General features: G+C 68.2%; 18 protein-coding genes. 14 read left to right on the top strand and 4 right to left on the bottom strand.

What is annotated here, in order from left to right:
• Window positions 1-47 precede the first annotated feature (47 nt).
• The 6 genes from QSJ59_RS17320 (at window position 48) to pstB (ending at window position 6,720) form a co-directional block, all read left to right on the top strand.
• On the top strand, window positions 48-1,103 hold the full coding sequence (locus tag QSJ59_RS17320; protein WP_285760638.1) for a hypothetical protein: 1,056 nt from the start codon (window positions 48-50) through the stop codon (window positions 1,101-1,103).
• Between the two features lie 43 nt (window positions 1,104-1,146).
• Window positions 1,147-2,115, top strand: a complete 969-nt coding sequence (mshD, locus tag QSJ59_RS17315) for a mycothiol synthase (RefSeq protein WP_285760637.1) — start codon at window positions 1,147-1,149, stop codon at window positions 2,113-2,115.
• A 282-nt stretch (window positions 2,116-2,397) separates the two neighbouring features.
• Window positions 2,398-3,513, top strand: coding sequence for a phosphate ABC transporter substrate-binding protein PstS (gene pstS / locus QSJ59_RS17310; RefSeq protein ID WP_285760636.1), 1,116 nt, complete (start codon window positions 2,398-2,400; stop codon window positions 3,511-3,513).
• Window positions 3,514-3,823: 310 nt separating this feature from the next.
• Window positions 3,824-4,786 carry a phosphate ABC transporter permease subunit PstC gene (gene pstC, locus QSJ59_RS17305; RefSeq protein WP_285760635.1) on the top strand — a complete coding sequence of 321 codons (963 nt, stop codon included), beginning with the start codon at window positions 3,824-3,826 and terminating at the stop codon, window positions 4,784-4,786.
• Window positions 4,787-5,881 (top strand): phosphate ABC transporter permease PstA, encoded by a 1,095-nt coding sequence (gene pstA, locus QSJ59_RS17300; protein ID WP_285760634.1) that lies wholly within the window; start codon window positions 4,787-4,789, stop codon window positions 5,879-5,881.
• A 59-nt stretch (window positions 5,882-5,940) separates the two neighbouring features.
• The gene (pstB, locus tag QSJ59_RS17295) at window positions 5,941-6,720 is read left to right on the top strand and encodes a phosphate ABC transporter ATP-binding protein PstB (RefSeq protein ID WP_285760633.1); all 780 of its coding nucleotides are present in this window, start codon (window positions 5,941-5,943) and stop codon (window positions 6,718-6,720) included.
• A 102-nt stretch (window positions 6,721-6,822) separates the two neighbouring features.
• On the opposite strand, the gene QSJ59_RS17290 is transcribed toward pstB, so the two are convergent.
• Both QSJ59_RS17290 and QSJ59_RS17285 read right to left on the bottom strand, forming a co-directional pair.
• Complete coding sequence (locus tag QSJ59_RS17290; RefSeq protein WP_285760632.1) at window positions 6,823-7,815, bottom strand: inorganic phosphate transporter; 993 nt, start codon at window positions 7,813-7,815, stop codon at window positions 6,823-6,825.
• Window positions 7,816-7,846: 31 nt separating this feature from the next.
• Entirely contained in the window at window positions 7,847-8,464 is a 618-nt protein-coding gene (locus QSJ59_RS17285) for a DUF47 domain-containing protein (protein WP_285760631.1), read from the bottom strand.
• Between the two features lie 453 nt (window positions 8,465-8,917).
• On the opposite strand from QSJ59_RS17285, the gene QSJ59_RS17280 reads away from it, so the two are divergent.
• From QSJ59_RS17280 to purM, 3 genes are all read left to right on the top strand, one after another.
• Window positions 8,918-9,397 (top strand): sterol carrier family protein, encoded by a 480-nt coding sequence (locus tag QSJ59_RS17280; protein WP_285760630.1) that lies wholly within the window; start codon window positions 8,918-8,920, stop codon window positions 9,395-9,397.
• A 62-nt stretch (window positions 9,398-9,459) separates the two neighbouring features.
• On the top strand, window positions 9,460-10,899 hold the full coding sequence (gene purF / locus QSJ59_RS17275; RefSeq protein ID WP_285760848.1) for an amidophosphoribosyltransferase: 1,440 nt from the start codon (window positions 9,460-9,462) through the stop codon (window positions 10,897-10,899).
• A 75-nt stretch (window positions 10,900-10,974) separates the two neighbouring features.
• On the top strand, window positions 10,975-12,030 hold the full coding sequence (gene purM / locus QSJ59_RS17270; protein WP_285760629.1) for a phosphoribosylformylglycinamidine cyclo-ligase: 1,056 nt from the start codon (window positions 10,975-10,977) through the stop codon (window positions 12,028-12,030).
• 216 nt (window positions 12,031-12,246) lie between these two features.
• Here the strand turns inward: purM and QSJ59_RS17265 are convergent, their stop codons facing one another.
• Window positions 12,247-12,513 carry a DUF3073 domain-containing protein gene (locus QSJ59_RS17265; RefSeq protein ID WP_285760628.1) on the bottom strand — a complete coding sequence of 89 codons (267 nt, stop codon included), beginning with the start codon at window positions 12,511-12,513 and terminating at the stop codon, window positions 12,247-12,249.
• 497 nt (window positions 12,514-13,010) lie between these two features.
• Here QSJ59_RS17265 and QSJ59_RS17260 point away from each other — a divergent pair, with 497 nt between their 5' ends.
• A complete protein-coding gene (locus tag QSJ59_RS17260) occupies window positions 13,011-13,934 on the top strand; it encodes a DUF8083 family protein (protein ID WP_285760627.1) in 924 nt (307 codons plus the stop codon).
• Between the two features lie 709 nt (window positions 13,935-14,643).
• On the top strand, window positions 14,644-14,847 hold the full coding sequence (gene bldC / locus QSJ59_RS17255; RefSeq protein WP_011293174.1) for a developmental transcriptional regulator BldC: 204 nt from the start codon (window positions 14,644-14,646) through the stop codon (window positions 14,845-14,847).
• A 108-nt stretch (window positions 14,848-14,955) separates the two neighbouring features.
• Here bldC and QSJ59_RS17250 read toward each other — a convergent pair whose 3' ends face one another.
• The gene (locus QSJ59_RS17250) at window positions 14,956-15,318 is read right to left on the bottom strand and encodes a YkvA family protein (RefSeq protein ID WP_285760626.1); all 363 of its coding nucleotides are present in this window, start codon (window positions 15,316-15,318) and stop codon (window positions 14,956-14,958) included.
• Window positions 15,319-15,611: 293 nt separating this feature from the next.
• Between QSJ59_RS17250 and QSJ59_RS17245 the strand changes: the two genes are divergently transcribed.
• From QSJ59_RS17245 to QSJ59_RS17235, 3 genes are all read left to right on the top strand, one after another.
• Window positions 15,612-16,421 carry an N-acetylmuramoyl-L-alanine amidase gene (locus QSJ59_RS17245; RefSeq protein ID WP_285760625.1) on the top strand — a complete coding sequence of 270 codons (810 nt, stop codon included), beginning with the start codon at window positions 15,612-15,614 and terminating at the stop codon, window positions 16,419-16,421.
• A 255-nt stretch (window positions 16,422-16,676) separates the two neighbouring features.
• A complete protein-coding gene (locus tag QSJ59_RS17240) occupies window positions 16,677-17,297 on the top strand; it encodes a DivIVA domain-containing protein (protein WP_285760624.1) in 621 nt (206 codons plus the stop codon).
• 483 nt (window positions 17,298-17,780) lie between these two features.
• Window positions 17,781-18,716, top strand: a complete 936-nt coding sequence (locus QSJ59_RS17235) for a M48 family metallopeptidase (protein ID WP_285760623.1) — start codon at window positions 17,781-17,783, stop codon at window positions 18,714-18,716.
• The last annotated feature ends 287 nt before the right edge of the window (window positions 18,717-19,003 follow it).

Raw genomic sequence — 19,003 nt, 5'->3', positions numbered from 1 at the left:
GCCCGCAGATCGGCCTGGCGCCGCCCCGACCGAGGAGGACCGCCCGCATGCCGAAAGAATCGACGGCGACCACCGCGCCTCGATCCTTCCCGCGGGTATGGGCCGGCGTTCCGCTGTGCGCGGTGTTCATCGGATGCACTCTGATCGGGTCGTCGTTGACCTCCCCCGCCTGGGCCGACTCCCGCACGCTGGGACTCGGTGTCGCAGGGCCCACCGTCGCCCCCAGAGCGGACTTCTCCCTGCCGCTGACCCTGACCAACAACCGCACGGACACCGCGCTCACCATCACCGGTGCCACGGTGACGGAGTCGGGCATGGGGATGAACATCACCCGGTTGCCCGCCGCCCTCGACGCCGGCGGGCAGGCGCCGGCGACGATCACCGGCCAGGCGCCCGCGGAGGCCGCCGAGCCGGTGGCGTTCACCGTGCGGGTGTCCTACGAGTACGCGATCGTCCCCGAGGACTGCGACCGCGAGCCGTCCCCCTCGCCCGCCGACCCCAGCGCGTCGCCGGCGCCCGAGTCGTGCCCGCGGGAGCAGCACAAGGGCACGACCGAGATCACCCGGTCGGTCACGCTGAGGAAGCCCGCCCCCTCACCGGAGCCGTCGGAGCCGAGCACTCCGCCGCCACCGTCCACGTCGCCCCCGCCCCCGCCGTCGGACAAGCCGACCACGACGCCGCCGACGTCGAACCCGCCGAGTTCGAGCGCGCCGACCGCACGGCCCTCTACCCCGGCCAACCGCCCCTCCTCCCCGGGCATCCGACGTCCGGCGGCACCGCACAGCCCCGTCTCGACCACGCGTTCGGACGCCGCCGACGACCGCTTCGGGCTGCCCACCGGCAACGCCCAACTCCCCGACCTCACCGCCCCCGGCGAGAGCGGGGCCGACAGCGGCCCGTTGGACCTTCCGCTGGTCTCCCCGGGCGAGGACGAGGAGGCCGCGACCACCGTGGCCCAGGAGTCCCAGGACCTGCGCGGCTCCATCACACCGAGCATCCTGTTGATGTTCCTGCTCCTGCTCCTGCTCCTGTCCGCCCCGCTTGCACCGGCCCGGCGGGTCAGGGTCGGCGGCGCCTACACCGGCAAGCGGCGCAGGAAGTAACCGCTCCGCCCAATGGCCCCGCACTGGTCATAGGCTCGGGCCCATGAGCCACATCATCACTGCGGAAGCACTGGATCCCAGCCGTCGCGACGCCGTACTGGCCCTGGCCGAGGCCGCCCGGGAGGCGGACCAGGTGGCCCCCCTGTCCGAACAGACCCTGCTGCGGGTCCGCCACGGCGCGCCGGAGGGGACGGGGCGCTTCTCCTTGCTCTACGAGGAGGAAGCCGACGGCGAGCGCCTGAGCGCCTTCGCGTTCACCGAGATCGCGCCGGGCGAACCCGAGTCGGCCGAGTTGGTGGTGGCCCCGGATCGGCGACGCCAGGGGCTGGGTGGATGGCTGTTGGGGGACCTGCTGACCGCCTCCGTGGGCCCCGGCCTGCGGGTCTGGGCGCACGGACGCCTGCCGGGCGCGGTGGCTCTTGCCCGTTCCGCCGGACTGGAGCAGGTCCGGGGGCTGTTGAAGATGCGGATGGCACTGAACACGTCGGCAGGCGCGCCGGTCCCCGACCTGCCCGCGCCGGTCCTGCGCCCCGAGACCGCGCAACGGTTGGAGCTGCGGGCTTTCCGAGTGGGCGAGGACGAGGCGGGCTGGCTGACCGCCAACGCGCGTGCCTTCGCCGACCACCCGGAGCAGGGGCAGATCACTTTGGAGGACCTGCGCCAACGCGAAGCCGAAGACTGGTTCGACCCCGCCGGCTTCTTCGTGGCCGTCGAACACGGCAGCGGCGACGTGGCCGGCTACCACTGGACCAAGACGCACGCCGACGGTGCCGGACTGACCGACGGGGAAGCGGTGGGCGAGGTCTACGTGGTGGGCGTCGATCCGCGGTGGCAGGGCAGCGGGCTGGGACGGGCCCTGACCCTCGCGGGGCTGGTGCACCTGCGCGACCGCGGTCTGCCCTGGGTACTGCTGTACGTGGATGAGGAGAACCGGGCTGCGGTGCGTCTCTACGAGTCGCTGGGCTTCACCCTGTGGGACGCCGACGTGATGTACGCCAAGCCGGGAAACTGACCTCTCGGCGGACCCAACACAATGGCAACTCTATGTGTCTTCTCGATAGACACAGTGCGATAATCGCAGCTCAGTTACCGACATAATTCACAAAAGGGGCGCGGTTCATCTGGTGGACACCAGAAAGCCGCGTCTTTTTCGTGGACTCTCACCGCCACGTTCACCGTTCGTTCATCCTCCCTGGTCCGACTGGCCACCTGGGCTGCCTACCTTCACATTTGACGGGAACGGCAGTCGAACTCGTCCACAGGTGACCATGCTCAAAGGAAGGACCCCCGGGCTGTGAAGCTCTCTAGGTATGGCCGAATCGCGGGCGTGACCCTCGCCGGCGCCCTTGCGCTCTCCGCCTGCGGCAGCGACCAGGCCGTCGACCCGGCCGGCGACGGCGCTACCGCGGCCGGCAACGCCGACTGCGTCGACGGCGGTGGCACCCTCGCCGGCGCCGGCGCCAGCTCCCAGGAGAAGGCCATGGCGGCCTGGGTCGCCGCCTACACCGGCTCCTGCGAGGGCACCACCGTCAACTACGACGCAGTGGGTTCCGGCGCGGGTGTCGACCAGTTCCTCGACGGTGCGGTGGCCTTCGCGGGCTCCGACGGCGCGGTCGAGGGCGAGGAGCTGGACCTGGCCACCGAGCGATGCACCGGCGCCGACGCCGTCAACCTCCCGGTCTACATCAGCCCGATCGCCGTCATCTTCAATCTCGACGGCATCGACTCGCTGAACCTCAAGCCCGAGGTGATCGCCAACATCTTCAACGGCGAGATCACCACGTGGAACGACGAGGCCATCGCCGCGGACAACCCCGACGCCGACCTCCCCGACACCACGATCACCCCGGTGAACCGCTCCGACGAGTCCGGCACCACCGAGAACTTCACCGCCTACCTGGCCGGCGCCGCCGGCGACGCCTGGCCCAACGAGCCGGAGAAGGTGTGGCCCTACGAGCCCAAGGAGGCCGCTCAGGGCTCTTCCGGTGTGGTCTCCGCGGTCGAGGGCGGCAACGGGACCATCGGCTACGTCGACGCCTCGCACGCCGGCGAACTGGGCACCGCCTCCGTGGGCGTGGGTGACAGCTTCGTCGAGTACAGCCCCGAGGCAGCCGCTGCGATCGTGGACAGCGCCGAGCCCGCCCCGGGCAACGACAACGACCTCGCCATCACGCTGGACTACGGGACCTCCGACAGCTCGGTCTACCCGATCGTCCTGGTCAGCTACCACATCGCCTGCCTCAGCTACGCGGAGCAGAGCGACGCCGACCTGGTGAAGGGCTTCCTGAGCTACGTCATCAGCGAAGAGGGCCAGCAGGCCGCCGCCGACGAGGCCGGCTCCGCGCCGATCTCCGCCGAGGCACGCGACAAGATCCAGGCGACGCTGGACAAGATCGAGGCCGCGGCCTGATCAGCGCGTCGACTCCGTCGAGGGTAGGGCTCCACCGAGCGAGGTGGGCCCTGCCCTTGGTCGCGTTGGTCACCCGCGGCCCGCTCGGCGGAGTCGGCGCCCGGCTCCTCCCACGCACTGGGAACGCCAAGCAAAACCGGTCCATCACCGCAGGTCAGAGCGCCCTGTATCGCCCAACCGGCAGTCGCGTTCCAACCCGCGGCGGGCAAGCTCCACAATGTAACAGGCCCCGCCATCGTCTGTCTGGAAAACGCGCAGAAGAACGCTCTGCATGGGGGCGGACCTTGAACCATCTCGACCGGAGTCTCACATGACCACCACAGACCCGTCTGTGACGGCCCGCGAACCGCAGGGCAAACGTCGCGTCGGCGACGTCGTCTTCGCCAACAGCGCGAAGGGATCGGGGATCCTGATCCTCGCGATCCTGGCGGGTGTCGCGGCGTTCTTGATCGGCCAGTCCTACGACTCACTCGCCGCGAACACCGCAAACTTCTTCACCAGCTCCGAATGGGGCGCCAACACGCGCGAGGCACCCGCGTTCGGTGTGGCCGCACTGGCCTTCGGCACCGTGCTCGCCGCAGCGATCGCCCTGATCATCGCGACTCCCATCGCCATCGGCATCGCGCTGTTCATCGTCTACTACGCGCCGCGGCGCGTCGCGGCGGTCCTGGGCTACGTGGTGGACCTCCTCGCCGCGATCCCCAGCGTCGTCTACGGCCTCTGGGGCATCGGCTGGCTGGTCGTGCAACTGGTTCCCTTCTACGCCTCCCTGGAGACGTACCTGGGCTGGATCCCGTTCTTCTCCGGACCGGTCTCCACGACAGGGCGCACCATGCTGACGGTGGGCATCGTGCTCGCGGTGATGATCCTGCCGATCATCACCGCGATGTCGCGCGACGTCTTCCAGCAGGTCCCCCAGTCCCACCGCGAGGCGGCCCTCGCCCTGGGCGCCACGCGCTGGGAGATGATCCGGATGGCGGTACTCCCCTTCGGCCGCCCCGGCATCATCGGCGGCGCGATGCTGGGTCTGGGCCGGGCGCTGGGCGAGACCATGGCCGTCGCCATGATCTTGTCGCCCTCCCTGGTCATCTCGTGGTTCCTGCTACAGAGCGGCAACCAGACGATCGCCGCACACATCGCCCTGCAGTACCCAGAGGCCACCGGCTACGGCGTCTCCGCGCTGATCTCGGCCGGCCTGGTCCTGTTCGCCATCACGCTCGTCGTCAACATGGCAGCGCGCTTCGTGGTGTCGCGCCGCAAGGAGTTCGCGTAAATGTCCGCCTCCACGCAACTGTCTCCGTCCTCCACCGAAGGCGGATCCACCCCGTCGGCGAACACACTCTCCCTCGGCGGGACACTGCCCAAGCCGATGCCGCCGGCGACCCTGGCCGCGATCGTGGTGCTCGGCGCCGGCACCCTCTACGCCCTGGACGCGTGGAGCCTGCCGATGCTGGCCGTGATCACCATCGTGGGCTACATGGTCGCGATCACCACCGCCTCCGCCTTCTACGAGAACGGCCGCAAGGCCAAGGACCGGCTCGTCACCGCGGTCGTCTACACCTGTTTCGCGCTGGCGATGGTGCCGCTCGTCTCGGTGCTGTGGACGGTTCTCAGCTCGGGCCTGGTCCGCCTGGACGGCTACTTCCTCCAGGTGTCCATGAACGGGGTCACCCCGAGCATGGACGCGGGCGGTGCCTACCACGCCATCGTGGGGACCCTGATGATCACCGGCTTCGCCGCGGTGGTGTCCATTCCGATCGGCCTGCTCACCGCCGTCTACCTCGTCGAGTACGGTCGCGGCCGGCTCAAGCAGGCCATCACGTTCTTCGTGGACGTCATGACCGGCATCCCCTCCATCGTGGCCGGCCTGTTCGTGGTCGCGCTGTGGATCATGCTGTTCGGCCCGGGCAAGACCAACGGCGCCGCCGGAGCGATCGCCCTGTCGGTGCTGATGATCCCGGTCGTGGTGCGCTCCTGCGAGGAGATGCTGCGCCTGGTTCCCAACGAGCTTCGGGAGGCCTCGTATGCACTGGGCGTACCCAAGTGGCTGACCATCGTGAAAGTGGTCCTGCCCACCGCGATCGCCGGTATCACCACCGGCATCATGCTGGCGCTGGCCCGCGTCATCGGCGAGACCGCGCCCCTCATCCTGACCGCCGGCTCCTCCGCGGTGGCGATCAACTGGAACCTCTTCGAGGGCCAGATGATGAGCCTCCCCGTGTTCATCTACTCGCAGGTGCGGATGGGCGGCGCCATCAACTACGAGCGGGCCTGGGCCGCTGCGCTGACGCTGATCATCGTGGTCATGCTGCTGTTCTTCGCGGCTCGGATGATCTCGCGTCTCTTCGCACCCAAGCTCGGGCGGTGAGGCCGTGCCCCTCGCCGACGCCCCCGCTCCCCTACTCTTGAGAACCTGAGGAACTTTCAGTGGCCAAACGAATCGACGTCTCCGGACTGCACGTCTACTACGGCGACTTCCTCGCCGTCGAAGACGTCTCGATGACCATCGAACCCCGCTCGGTGACCGCCTTCATCGGCTCCTCCGGCTGCGGCAAGTCCACCTTCCTGCGCACCCTCAACCGCATGCACGAGGTCACCCCTGGGGCCCGTGTCCAGGGCAAGGTCATGCTCGACGACCAGGACGTGTACGGCCCCGAGGTCGACCCGGTGGCGGTACGGCGCGAGGTCGGCATGGTGTTCCAGCGCCCCAACCCGTTCCCCACGATGTCGATCTACGACAACGTCATCGCCGGCTCCAAGCTCAACAACCAGCGGATGAGCAAGGCCGTCGCCGACGAGACGGTGGAGAACGCGCTGCGCGGCGCGAACCTGTGGGAAGAAGTCAAGGACCGGCTCAACAAGCCGGGAGCCGGCCTGTCCGGCGGCCAGCAGCAGCGTCTGTGCATCGCGCGGGCGATCGCCGTCGAGCCCAGCGTGCTGCTGATGGACGAGCCCTGCTCGGCGCTGGACCCGATTTCCACCCTCGCGATCGAGGACCTGATCTCCAAGCTCAAGGAGAACTACACGATCGTGATCGTCACGCACAACATGCAGCAGGCCGCCCGGGTCAGCGACGTCACGGCGTTCTTCAACCTGGCCGGCACCGGCAAGCCCGGAAAGCTGATCGAGATGGGCGAAACGAACCGGATCTTCACCAACCCGGAGAAGAAGGAGACCGAGAACTACATCACCGGTCGCTTCGGGTAGCCCTCGCCCCCCGGCCATCGACGCGGGGCGTCTCAGTGGCCCTCCAGGGGCCGCGGGACGCCCCGCGGCTGTTGCGGGCCGGACCAACCGCACGGAACAGGCTCACATCAGGTACAGCAGACCGTAGACGCCGGCTGCGATGAGGGCGGCGCTGGGAACGGTCAGCAGCCAGATCACCACGATGTCGCCGGCCACTCCCCAGCGCACCGCCGAGAGCCTGCGCGTCGAACCGACCCCCACGATCGCCGACGTGATGATGTGCGTACTGGAGACCGGTACGTGCCAGATGAACGAAGTGGCGCCCATGATCAGCGAGACGGTGGCCTCTGCCGCGAACCCCTTGGGTGCGTCCAGTTGGATGACCCGATGGCCCAGTGTGCGCATGATCCGCCAACCGCCGGTCGCCGTCCCCAAGGACATCGCGACCGCGGCGCCGACGATTGCCCAGGTGGGGACGTCGTAGGACTGCTGATAGCCGGTGGTGACCAGCGCGAGGACCACGATCCCCATCGTCTTCTGCGCGTCCTGGAGCCCATTGCCCAGCGCCATGGCGGCAGCCGACACGCTCTGCGCGAGCCTGAACTTACGGCCCACCGAGCGCGGACGGGCGTTGCGAAAACCCCACAGGATCGCCAGCATCAGCAGGTAGCCCAGCAACGCACCCATGAGCGGCGACACCAGCATCGGGATCAGGAAGCTGGTTCCCACTCCGCCCCAGTCGACAGTGGCCGCCGACACCAACGCCGCCCCCAGCATCCCGCCCACCAAGGCGTGCGAAGCCGAGGAAGGCATCCCCCGGTACCAGGTGAAGACGTTCCAGGCGATGGCACCGCACAACGCTGCGAAGAGCACCATGAGGCCCGGATGACCCGGCGGCGGAGCGATGATGTTCTGGCTGATCGTGCGGGCCACTCCTTCCCCGAGGAAGGCGCCCAGCAGGTTCATGCACGCGGCCATGACGACAGCGACCCTCGGGGTCAGGGCACGGGTCGAGATCGAGGTGGCGATGGAGTTGGCGGCGTCGTGAAAACCGTTGGTGAAGGCGAACACCAACGCGACGGCGACGACGGCGAGCAGAGCGGGGTCGGTTGGCACGATCAGCTGGGTTTCCCCCTGGGCGACGGGCTCAGGATTCCTTCACGGCGATGCTCTCGACAGTGTTGGCCACGTGCTCGAACGCGTCCGCGGCCTTCTCCAGCTCCTCGATGACGTCCTTGAGCTTGAGCACGGTCAGCGCGTCGTACTCACCGCTGAACAGGTGCGCCAGCAACCGCCGGTAGATCTGGTCGGCCTGGTTCTCCAGCCGGTTGATCTCGATCCAGTAGCTGGTGAGGTTCTTCATGGAGCGCAACCGCGTCATGGCCTCGGCGGTGAGCTCCGCGGCCCGTTCCAGGACCTCGACCTGGTCGATGATGCCCTTGGGCAACCGATCGAGGCTGTAGAGGCCGATGAGGTCGACGGCCGCGTCCATGGAGTCCATGACGTCGTCGAGACAGGAGGCGAGCCGGTAGATATCCTCGCGGTCGAACGGGGTGACGAAGCTCTCGTTGAGCCTTCGCATGATGGCGTGGGTGCGGTCGTCACCGGCGTGCTCGCAGGCCCGCATCTTCTCGGTGATGGCCTCGCGATCAGCACCGTCGCTGATCAGCTCCACCAGTAGTCTCGACGCGATGACCAAGTTGTTCGCCGAGTCGGCGAACATCTCGTAATAACTGTCGTCGCGCGGTGTCAGGCGAAGACGCACATCTCTCTCCCGGGAGTGCGGTGGGGCTCGTGGTCCATTTGGGGCAGCCGCGTTCGATGGCCACCCCTCCCCTGGGCGTGGCCGCGCGGCACCCCTTCGTTAGCTGACGCAGGGGCGCGTCACTCGATGTTCACTTGAACCGCACCGGCGTCAAATGCCGACGTAGTGGCGCAATCATCCTAACCACCCCTGCTCTCGGTGCGGGGTATCCGGGCGTATTGGGCCTTTTCACGGTGACATGCGCCGACAGGGCACGGGAATCCGGGTGCGGTGCCCTTGAAGAGCGCCCTCCTCGGCTCATGTAACCCACATGACACATTTGATCAACTTACTCGTTGGGGGCAGTTTTCCCAATCGCCGTCTTCGTCCGTGTCGTAACCGCACGTCAGACGGGTGAGACATTGTCGATCGTTTCGGGATCGTGATCGTCGCGAGACGGGCTAGGGTCGTGGGGTGCCCGCCAAGCCCACCTCGACCCAGCGACGCCGCGCCGCATTGCGGACCGCCCTCGACGACCAGCTCAAGGCCCTGGACGAGGCCCCCTATTGCGGCCCCGACCTTCCTACAGATGTCCTCCGGGCGTGCGCGCACGCCGTGCTGCGCGCCCAGGACAGCGGGGCCGCCCCCGAACGCTCTGCGGTGAAGGCGGTGGTGCGCGCAACCCTGGTCGAACTGGCCGAGCGCGTCCCCGGGCACGCCCTGGAGGTCAGGGTTCCCCCTTTCGGAGCGGTGCAGTGCCTGTCCGGGCCACGGCACACCCGGGGCACTCCGCCCGGCGTCGTGGAGACCGACCCACTCACCTGGATCGCGCTGGCCGCAGGAACTCTGGACTGGCCCGAAGCCACCTCTGCGCACCGGGTCTCGGCCAGTGGAGTGCGCGCCGACCTGTCCGCCCTGCTTCCGCTCTGGGGACACGAGTCCCGACCTGCTTGACACGGGCTTGGACATGAGACGTTAAGCTGAAGCACGTGTCGCATCCCGACGGCCGGCTGACCATGGATATCGATCCACAAGAACGCGGACCGCAGGACGCCTGCGGAGTGTTCGGGGTCTGGGCTCCCGGCGAAGAAGTCAGCAAGCTCACCTATTTCGGTCTCTACGCTTTGCAGCACCGTGGACAGGAGTCCGCGGGCATCGCCCTCAGCGATGGCGAACGCATCGTCGTATACAAGGACATGGGGCTCGTCTCCCAGGTTTTCAATGAGGCGACCCTCGAATCGCTCCGAGGTCATCTGGCGATCGGCCACTGCCGTTACTCCACCACCGGTTCCCCGGTGTGGGAGAACGCACAGCCGACCTTCTACTCCGCCCGTGAGGGCGGTCTGGCGCTGGGCCACAACGGCAACCTCATCAACACCCCCGAACTCGCAGCGATGCTGCCTTCGGACCGGCTCACCGCCACCACCGACACCGAGGTGCTCACCAGCCTCCTGGCGTCCAATCCCGACCGCACCACCGAGGAAGCCGCGATGGAGCTGCTTCCCAAGGTCAAGGGCGCCTTCTCCCTGGTCTTCATGGACGAGGACACGCTTTACGCGGCACGCGACCCGCAGGGCATCCGCCCGCTGGTGCTCGGACGCCTCGACAGCGGATGGGTGGTGGCCAGCGAGACCGCGGCACTCGACATCGTCGGGGCCACCGTGGTCCGCGAGGTGGAACCGGGCGAGATGCTCGTCATCAACGCCAACGGCGTGAGCGCCAAACGGTTCACTCCGGCAGAGCCCAAGGGCTGCCTGTTCGAGTACGTGTACCTTGCCCGTCCCGACACCACCATCGCAGGACGCAACGTCAACAGCGCACGGGTGGAGGTGGGGCGGCGACTCGCCAAGGAGCACCCGGCCGAGGCCGACATCGTCATCCCGGTTCCCGAGTCGGGGACTCCCGCCGCGGTGGGCTACGCAGAGGGCAGCGGCATCCCGTTCGCGCAGGGGCTAGTGAAGAACTCCTACGTGGGCCGTACTTTCATCCAGCCCAGCCAGACCCTGCGCGAACTCGGCATCCGGCTCAAGCTCAACCCCCTGCGCGATGTCATCGGGGGCAAGCGGCTGGTGGTCGTGGACGACTCGATCGTGCGGGGCAACACACAGCGGGCACTGGTGCGAATGCTGCGCGAGGCGGGTGCCGCCGAGGTGCACGTGCGCATCTCCAGCCCGCCGGTGTTGTGGCCCTGCTACTACGGCATCGACTTCGCAACGAAGGCCGAACTGATCGCGGGGAACCTCTCCACCGAGGAGATCTGCCGGTCCATCGGCGCCGACTCCCTCGCCTACATCGGTCTGGACGAGTTGATCTCGGCCACCGAGGTACGCAAGGACCGGCTGTGCCGGGCCTGCTTCGACGGCGTCTACCCCATCGAGGTGGACGAGGACTCCAGAGGCAAGTACCTGCTGGAGAAGTCGTGCGGCACCCCCAAGAGCGCGTCGGTGTCGGCGTAGTCAAGTTCTCCCCGTCCCGGCGGCCCCAGCACGGGCCCGCCGGGACGCCAGTCGAGCGAAGAAGAGGTTTTCCGCGTGTCCGAGGGCACCAACACCACTCCGGCCTACGCCGCTGCCGGGGTCGACATCGCCGCTGGTGAGCGCGCGGTGGACCTGATGAAGAAGCACGTGGCACGGACCCACCGCCCCGAGCTCGTCACCGACTCCAGCGGGTTCGCCGGTCTGTTTCGGCTGGACCCGACCAAGTACACCGCGCCCGTCCTTGCGACCTCGACCGACGGTGTCGGCACGAAGGTCATGCTCGCCCAGACGTTGGGCAAGCACGACACCATCGGCATCGACCTGGTCGGCATGGTCGTGGACGATCTGGTGGTCAGCGGCGCCGAACCGCTGTTCATGACCGACTACATCGCCTGCGGATCGGTGGTGCCCGAGCGGATCGCCGAGATCGTCGGCGGGATCGCCGAGGGCTGCCGTCAGGCCGGATGCGCGTTGATCGGCGGCGAGACCGCCGAACACCCCGGAGCGATGGGGGCCGACGAGTACGACCTCGCCGGCGCGGGGACCGGCATCGTCGAGGCGGATGCCATCCTGGGCCCCGACCGGGTGCGGGCGGGCGACGTGGTGATCGCGCTGGCTTCTTCCGGCCCGCACTCCAACGGCTACTCACTGATCCGGCACGTGATCGACCGGGCGGGGCTCGACCTGCGCGCCGAGGTGCCCGCGTTGGGCGGGGTGCTGGGGGACGTGTTGCTCACCCCGACCAAGGTGTACGCCAAGGACTGCCTGGCGCTGATCGAGGCGGCGGAGGTCCACGCGTTCTCCCACATCACGGGAGGCGGCCTCGCCGCGAATCTGGCACGGTCCCTTCCCGGCACGGTGGACGCGACGCTGGACCGCTCGACGTGGAGCCCGGACCCGGTCTTCGGCTATCTCGCCGAGCAGGGAAAGGTGTCCCGCGCGGACATGGAGGCGACCTTCAACATGGGTGTGGGAATGGTCGCGATCGTCGCACCGGCCTCGGCTGAGCGCTCGCTGGCGGTTCTCGCAGAACGCGGCGTGCGGGCCTGGACGATGGGGACGCTCGCCCCGGGGACGGGCGAAGCCGTTCTCACCGGTGAGTACGCCTAGCTCGGGTCCTTGGTGCAGACATGCGAAACCGGGGCCTGTCTCAGTGAGACGGCCCCGGGTTTCGACGCCCCGCTGGCGGGGTTACCTGCCTCGTTTCACCGGCCACAGACTCCGTGGCCCAGCCCACTGACGTGGACCGGACCGGCAGGGCCTGCTCAACACCGATGAACCCGGTTGAGCGGATATTGCAGCCTGCTGACGGTACTACCGGGCGCATCAGCGACGATTGTCCGAACGTTCGGAATCGTCCCCTGCGCCCTCTTCACCACCCGCGTACCGATCGGCGTAGTCCGCGTAACGGTCGACCAGGTCGTCGTAAGGGTCTTCGGTGTCATCCGGAGGGCCCGAAGGCTCCGCAACCGACACGTCTTCCTCAGCGACACCCAGCTCTGACCGAAGCCGATCAAGGTCGGTACCACCGGCGCTGTACTTCAACCGCCGGGCGACCTTCTGCTGCTTGGCCTTGGCTCGGCCGCGCCCCATTGGCTCGACCCCCTCAACGATTGGGTTCTCACAAACCCCAGATCACTAGCAAAACCACAATGCCTGGCTGGCGACCATCACCGCACTGACGAGGACAGGCGCCAGCTTACGTACGGATACAACCGTACCCGGTTCAGGACCAACCTGCCTACGCCGCCCGCTCGGAACCGAGCGTGCCGCACAAAGCCGGAACGACGCCGACACTCTCCGGCGTCCCCCGCACCGCCCCTGCACACTCACGTGCCAGCGCTCGTCGCCCTCCGGGCTCGCTTCGCAGACATCGGGGGACGACCGGTGCGACCGGAGGAGTCGGCGCACGGCTCACGCCGCCCGCTGTTCCCCCGGCACGCGGGTCACGCCCCGTGGAGTGCCACAGACACGGTACCGTCTCCGCATTTAAGGGACGGCATCGGCATGCCAGCGAAGTGACCACAAGTGGCTTGCTGGCAGGGGCGGAGGTCCCCCGAAAATCCCCTGTCGTGTGCCACGATTCAGGCGTGCTCCCCTATACGGCCTATCTCCGGCTCTACCAGCCGATTGTGGCGTTCTCCAGCCGCGACCGGGCGTACTGGCGCGCGTACGCGGACTCGCCCGCGCGGCCGCGACGGGTGGAGGCCATGGCGGTCGAGCACGCACAGAGCCTGGTCCGGCTGAGCGCCACCCCTCCGGTGGTCGCACCGGCGAAGGAGAGCGGCGACGCCTATGTGCGCAGGATCGGCGACGAACTGTTCATCTGCCCATGGCAGACCAGACTGCGCTCCTGGCTGGCATTCGAGTCGTTCGAGACCCAAACCGACGAGCGCCGGCGCGGGGCGTTCATCACAGAGACGGTGGCCGGAGAGGTACGCGCGGACTTCGCCCGCTGGCGAGAGCGCGGCGAGCCCGCCAGCCCACAGATCCTGACCAGCACCTGGCGGGTCCCGCTCGCGTGGCTGCTGCCGTTCGAGGCCGACGAGCGCTGCCTGGTCCTGGGGCCTGCTCGCGGTGCCGATCGCGACCTGTCCTTCCCCATCCCGGGCGGAACCGGAGCCCTCGGGGAGACTGCCCCGCAGCCCGCCCCACGCCACGAGCCCCGAACCCTGCTGTACGTCGCTGAGATGGCCGACGCCCGCTCCCGGCTGACCCGGGCGGTATCCCTGCTGGGCGGGGTTGCTGCGGCCGGTTCCTCGTTACTGTTCGCGGTCGAGCGCCTGGAGGAGTGGTTGGTCGAACTGGCCCACCCACGGGCCCTCCTCGAGCTCGACTACGGCGGCCTGGTGCATCTCATGGACGACAGCGCCCTGCGCGACGACCACTCCGTAGCGGAGGCGTCCGCGGCGCTCATCGGCCTGGAGACGGGGCACCCCGAGTTGGCCAAGGCCATGGCCGGGCGGCTTCGACAGCGCTGGAACGCTGTTCGGGCACTGCGCAACGCCAACTGAACGCAGGCAGCAGGCCCCTGAGCCCCCATCCGGCGCTCTGGCGGGGGGCTGCGAGCGGTCGGGCGCGGGCCCGGTTCCCTGTCTTTCCCACCCCTCGGGGTCAACCTGGTGCACCAGGTTTCTCAGGGTGTTCCACCGATTTTCGAACAGGTAGAGGTGGGACAGGTCATGACGAGCTACACAGTTGGCATCAACTTTGCTGAAAATGGGCATACCATCCGATAGATATCGACATAGACTGTGTTGAGACCGTTACAGAGCGCACTCTGTGTAACTGAACACCCGTGCCGCAAAGGGGGTTCACATGGCACCTGACAGGCGCCGACACACGCACCAGGCATTCATGCCCAGCAGGCAAAACTGCTGATGGGTGGCCCGGCAGCCCCGCCCAGCCGACGGGGCATCCAGAGCATCGACCAACGCCGCCCTAGCACCCCAAGGTCGTTGAATCGAGAACGACAGGGCCGGAGGACGAAGTTTTGACCGAATACGCCACATGCCACTAAACGTGTCGCTAGAATCACTCAGCGTGACGCAACGCATGTGCGACTTTGGAGCTCCCATCCAACAAAGTCGCGTTAAGTGGTCGCGCAATCACCTCGGGTGATGCCAATATGTAGACCTAAGGGCAATATTGGACATCCGGGCCAAGTGCCAGGATTGAAGTCTCAAGGATCGGCACACAGATCCAGGAGGAGAGGCCGTACAAATGTCAACTCGCACGCCCGAGGCGGAGCCCCTGTTGACCCCTGCCGAGGTGGCCACCATGTTCCGCGTGGACCCCAAGACCGTCACGCGCTGGGCGAAGGCCGGCAAGCTGACCTCGATTCGGACTCTGGGCGGCCACCGCCGCTACCGCGAGACCGAAGTCCGTGCACTCCTGGCCGGGATTCCGAGCCAGCGCAGCGAGTAGCCCGCCCTCCAACTTCCGGAGTCCGGAAGGATCGCTGGGGGAGAATGACTGCCCGACGCACGAGGGCGGGTCGCCGAGGAAAGCGACCCGCCCTCGGCATGTCCGGGGCTAGGAGACGACCCGGCCCTCGACGTAGTCGGTACCCACCTGCTCCCAGGCGAGAAAACGTTCGGATTCGCCGAGCAGGGCACTGGTCAGCCAGACCGCGACACCGATGTCGTCGGCCAGCCCGAGGAACGGGATGAACAGCTCCGGGATGAGGTCGACCGGAGAGGCGATGTAGGCGATTCCGGCCAGGAACAGCAGTACGCGGGATGCCGGGAGCTGGTCGTAACGCCCCCTGGCCTTGGCCCCGAGCATCCGGGGCAGCGCCTTGATCCGGTCGGCGACGGGGGGCTTACCCGGCTGGTTGGCCTCACTGACGACCTTCCAGGCTGCCGCGCCGGCCGCGGCTCGGTTGGACTTGCGCATTCGCTTCACCTCGACAAGATCGGTGCGCTCGGGACGCTCCGAGTGCTCTTGCGATATGACGCGTCCCTGCCCCGTTCTGTTCCCGCCAAGTGGCGGTGTTATGCGGACTCCGCGGTGAAATGGGCCTCACCCCGGCCATCGGACGCGAGCCGGAGAGTCGGTGCGTGACATAGGTTGTTCACGCAGACCCGACCGAACCACCCCACTTCATCCCAACGGGGGCAAGCATCGGCACCACCCGCGGCCTCCGCCGCTCTCGATCATCGCGCATCCAGGCGCTCGCCCTGCTTCCCGTGCTGTGCCTGTCCCTGGCGACCGGATGCGCAGGTTCCCTGCCCGAGGGTGCCCGGCCCAATCCTGAGGGCACCGCCGACCTGCCCCTTCCGACCCCCGGGGCGGGCGAAACGGCCGCCGGCGACAACGCGGCACCTCCGCGGCCGCAGCTGCCCCTCTCGGGTGCCACCGTGGTGGTGGACCCCGGGCACAACGGCGGGAACGCCGAGGCCGCGAGCGAGATCAACAAGCAGGTTCCCGCAGGCCCCGAGAAGAAGGCGTGCGACACCGTCGGTGCTTCCACCGGCGACGGGTACCCCGAGCACGAGTTCAACTGGGATCTGTCGCTACGTGTGCGTGACCGCCTCGCCGCCGAGGGGGCGACGGTCGTGCTGACCAGGCCGGACAACAAAGGCGTCGGCCCCTGTGTGAACGAGCGCGCGCAGATCGGCAACGACGCCGAGGCCGACGTCGCGATCTCCATCCACGCCGACGGCGGACCCGCGAGCGGACGCGGCTTCCACGTCATCGCCCCGGGCGAGGTGGCCGGGTACACCGAACCCATCCTGGAGCCCTCCCGCATACTCGCCGAGGACCTGCGCGACGAGTTCGTCGAGGTGCAACCGCACGCCGACTACCTCGCCGACGAGGGACTGGACTTCCGTACCGACCTGGGCGGGCTGAACATGTCCACTGTGCCCAAGGTCTTCCTCGAGGTCGGCAACATGCGCAACAGCACCGACGCCGCCAACCTCACCGACCCCGATTGGCGCGACGAGGCGGCCGAGGCCATCACTGCGGGCCTCTCCCGCTATCTTCTTCGGGACTGACCCAGGAATATCCGGTCCGCCCCGCGCCCTGTTTTCGGTGCGACCGTTGCAGGGCTTCGCGGGTTCCGGCCGACCGTCGCCACCGGCGGGCCGAAGAGGACTGCACAGCGTCCGGCCCGGCCTGGCGGACCCGCGATCCCCTACGGACGAAGCGATCCGGTCGACCGCCGCAGCAATACCGGAGATCTGGAGCAAAGACGCGCGCAATCGGGCGCAGATATGGTGTGGGTCACGTCGGATATGCACAATATGGCTATGCCACTGACGCCCGCGGACATCCGCAACAAGCGGTTCAGCACCTCGCGCCTGCGCCCCGGATACGTCCGGGATGACGTGGACCTATTGCTGCGCAGGGTCGAGGCCACCCTCACCGCGGTAGCGAACGGACAGCGCGGCGGCGACCTGATCACAGCCTCGGATGTCATGCGGTCGCAGTTCCGGACCACTCTTGTCCGTAGCGGCTACGACGAGGAAGAAGTCGACGAGTTCCTCGACCGGGTCGCCGAGAGCCTGCGCGCTGCCGGACTGTACGCCGCAAGCGTGAACACCGGACAGTTCAAGCGAACCGGTGTCCCGAACAAGCCGGCCGGGACGGTCTTTCGGCTGCGCCCCGAGGACATTCGGAACAAGGGGTTCACCACCACCCGGCTGCGCAGCGGCTACGTCGAGGACGAGGTCGACGCCTTTTTGGACCGGGCAGAGGCGACGATCTCCGCGGCGCTCAACGGAGCCGACGCAACCGAACCGCTGAGTGCGACAGAGGTGCGCGCGGTCCGGTTCACCTCGGCCCGGCTGCGCAGCGGTTACGCCGAGGACGAGGTCGACCAGTTCCTCGACCTCCTCGTCGACGAACTCGAACACCACGGCCTGCACTGAGGCCCGCCCCTGGAGGAGGTCCCGTCTCCACGGGGCCCGCTTCACGAAGCAACGGGCGGTCCGCCCTGCACGGCAGTCGGGTGGCGAGGGCGGACGGGCTCGTCACCACCGCTGCCGGCGACAGGACGATCCCGAAGAGGGCGCCGGCACCCCGACCGCCGGTGGGGCGGCGATCGCGTCACCCCCGACAACGACAGGACAGGGCTCCACCAGAACCTGGCGCGGAACCCGCGGTGCGGTTGCCTGCGCCTGGTGAACCGTGTCGTCCGCGTCCCGCCCGCCCGTTCAGCGTCCCACCTCGACCGATACCCCATTGGGGTATCGGTCGAGGTGCCGAGTGGATTATTCCGCCTCCGCCGCCCCGAATCGCGCGGAACACGCGTGGATGATTCGATCACAACCAGATACGGAAAGTAATATTCCATTACTTGAAGTAGCCATTATGTGGCTGGCGGGCCGCGATGCGAACGGCAGGGTGCGGAAATGGCCCAGGCGAAACTCCCCGAGAACCACGACGACACCGCCCGATTCCCCTATGGCGCGGCGCCTCTTCCCGCACAGTTTCCCCAGGGATACGCACCGGGGACGCCTTACCGATCCCAGCAGGTACCCGGGCAACGGTCACGGACCGTTCCGGCCGGCGCCGCGTCGGCGAGACGACATCCCTGGGAGCTTCCGCTGCTCCTCACCTGCCTGGTGATCACAGTGGGCATGGCCGCTGCCCTGAGCCGCGCCCTGTGGATCCACTCGGGCACCCCCGGCACGGCCGCCCTCGCCATGCTCGGCACGATAACGGGATACTGGCTGATCAGAGGACTCATCGAGGCCGATCACAAGGCGCGCTCGGCCAAGGTCTCGCCCACCCAGTTCCCCGAGGTGTACCGAATGCTGCGCGAGCTGTCCGCTGCGATGGACCTGCGGCGCGTCCCGGCCGTGTACGTGGGACCCGGCCGTCGACCGCTCCTCGGTGCGGCCGGGCACGGCTCCCGGCGCTACGTGGTCCTCGACCCCGACCTCTTCGAACTGGGCGGGCGGCTCCGCGACCCCGAGGCACTGCGGTTCCTGATCGCCCACGAGCTCGGCCACATCGCCGCCGGTCACACCGGCTACTGGCGCCGTCTGGGCAGTTGCGCGGGTTCCCTCCTGCCCGGGGTGGGCTCGTCACTGTCACGGGCGATGGAGTACACCGCCGACGACCACGCCTACGCGCACTGCCCTGACGGCGCACACGGCCTTCGGGTGCTGGTCGGCGGCAAGTACCTGTACCCCTACATCAACCTGGGCGAGATGGCCGAGCGCGCCCGAACCGAACGGGGGTTCTTCTCCCTCCTGCACAACCTGCTGTCGCGGCGGCCGAGCACGGTGCGTCGCCTCGCCGCCGTCCGGGACCGAAGCCGCCCCGGACGGGTGTTCGGCTGACGAGGCGCGGTGCGGTGCGCCCTCCCCCTCCCTGAGCGCCCGCACCCCCGACCAACGGGTGCAGCCGCTCCCCCACGACCGGTGCGGACGCCGTTCCCGGATACTGCCGTCGGTTGAGGTCACGGCGTCTTCCCCTCCCCGGCCGTCGGTCCGCCTCAACGGAACCGCGGACTCGGGACGGCAGACACCCCCGCTACGGCGGCGTCGGGACAAGAGAGGGCAGAGGCCGGGCCGGGTCAGGTCAGGTCAGGTCAGGTCAGGTCAGGCGCACGACAACAGACCGCCCG

The organism is Nocardiopsis ansamitocini, assembly GCF_030268225.1.
In the GTDB taxonomy this organism is placed as follows: domain Bacteria; phylum Actinomycetota; class Actinomycetes; order Streptosporangiales; family Streptosporangiaceae; genus Nocardiopsis_D; species Nocardiopsis_D ansamitocini.
This window is presented reverse-complemented; position numbering and strand designations above follow the sequence as displayed.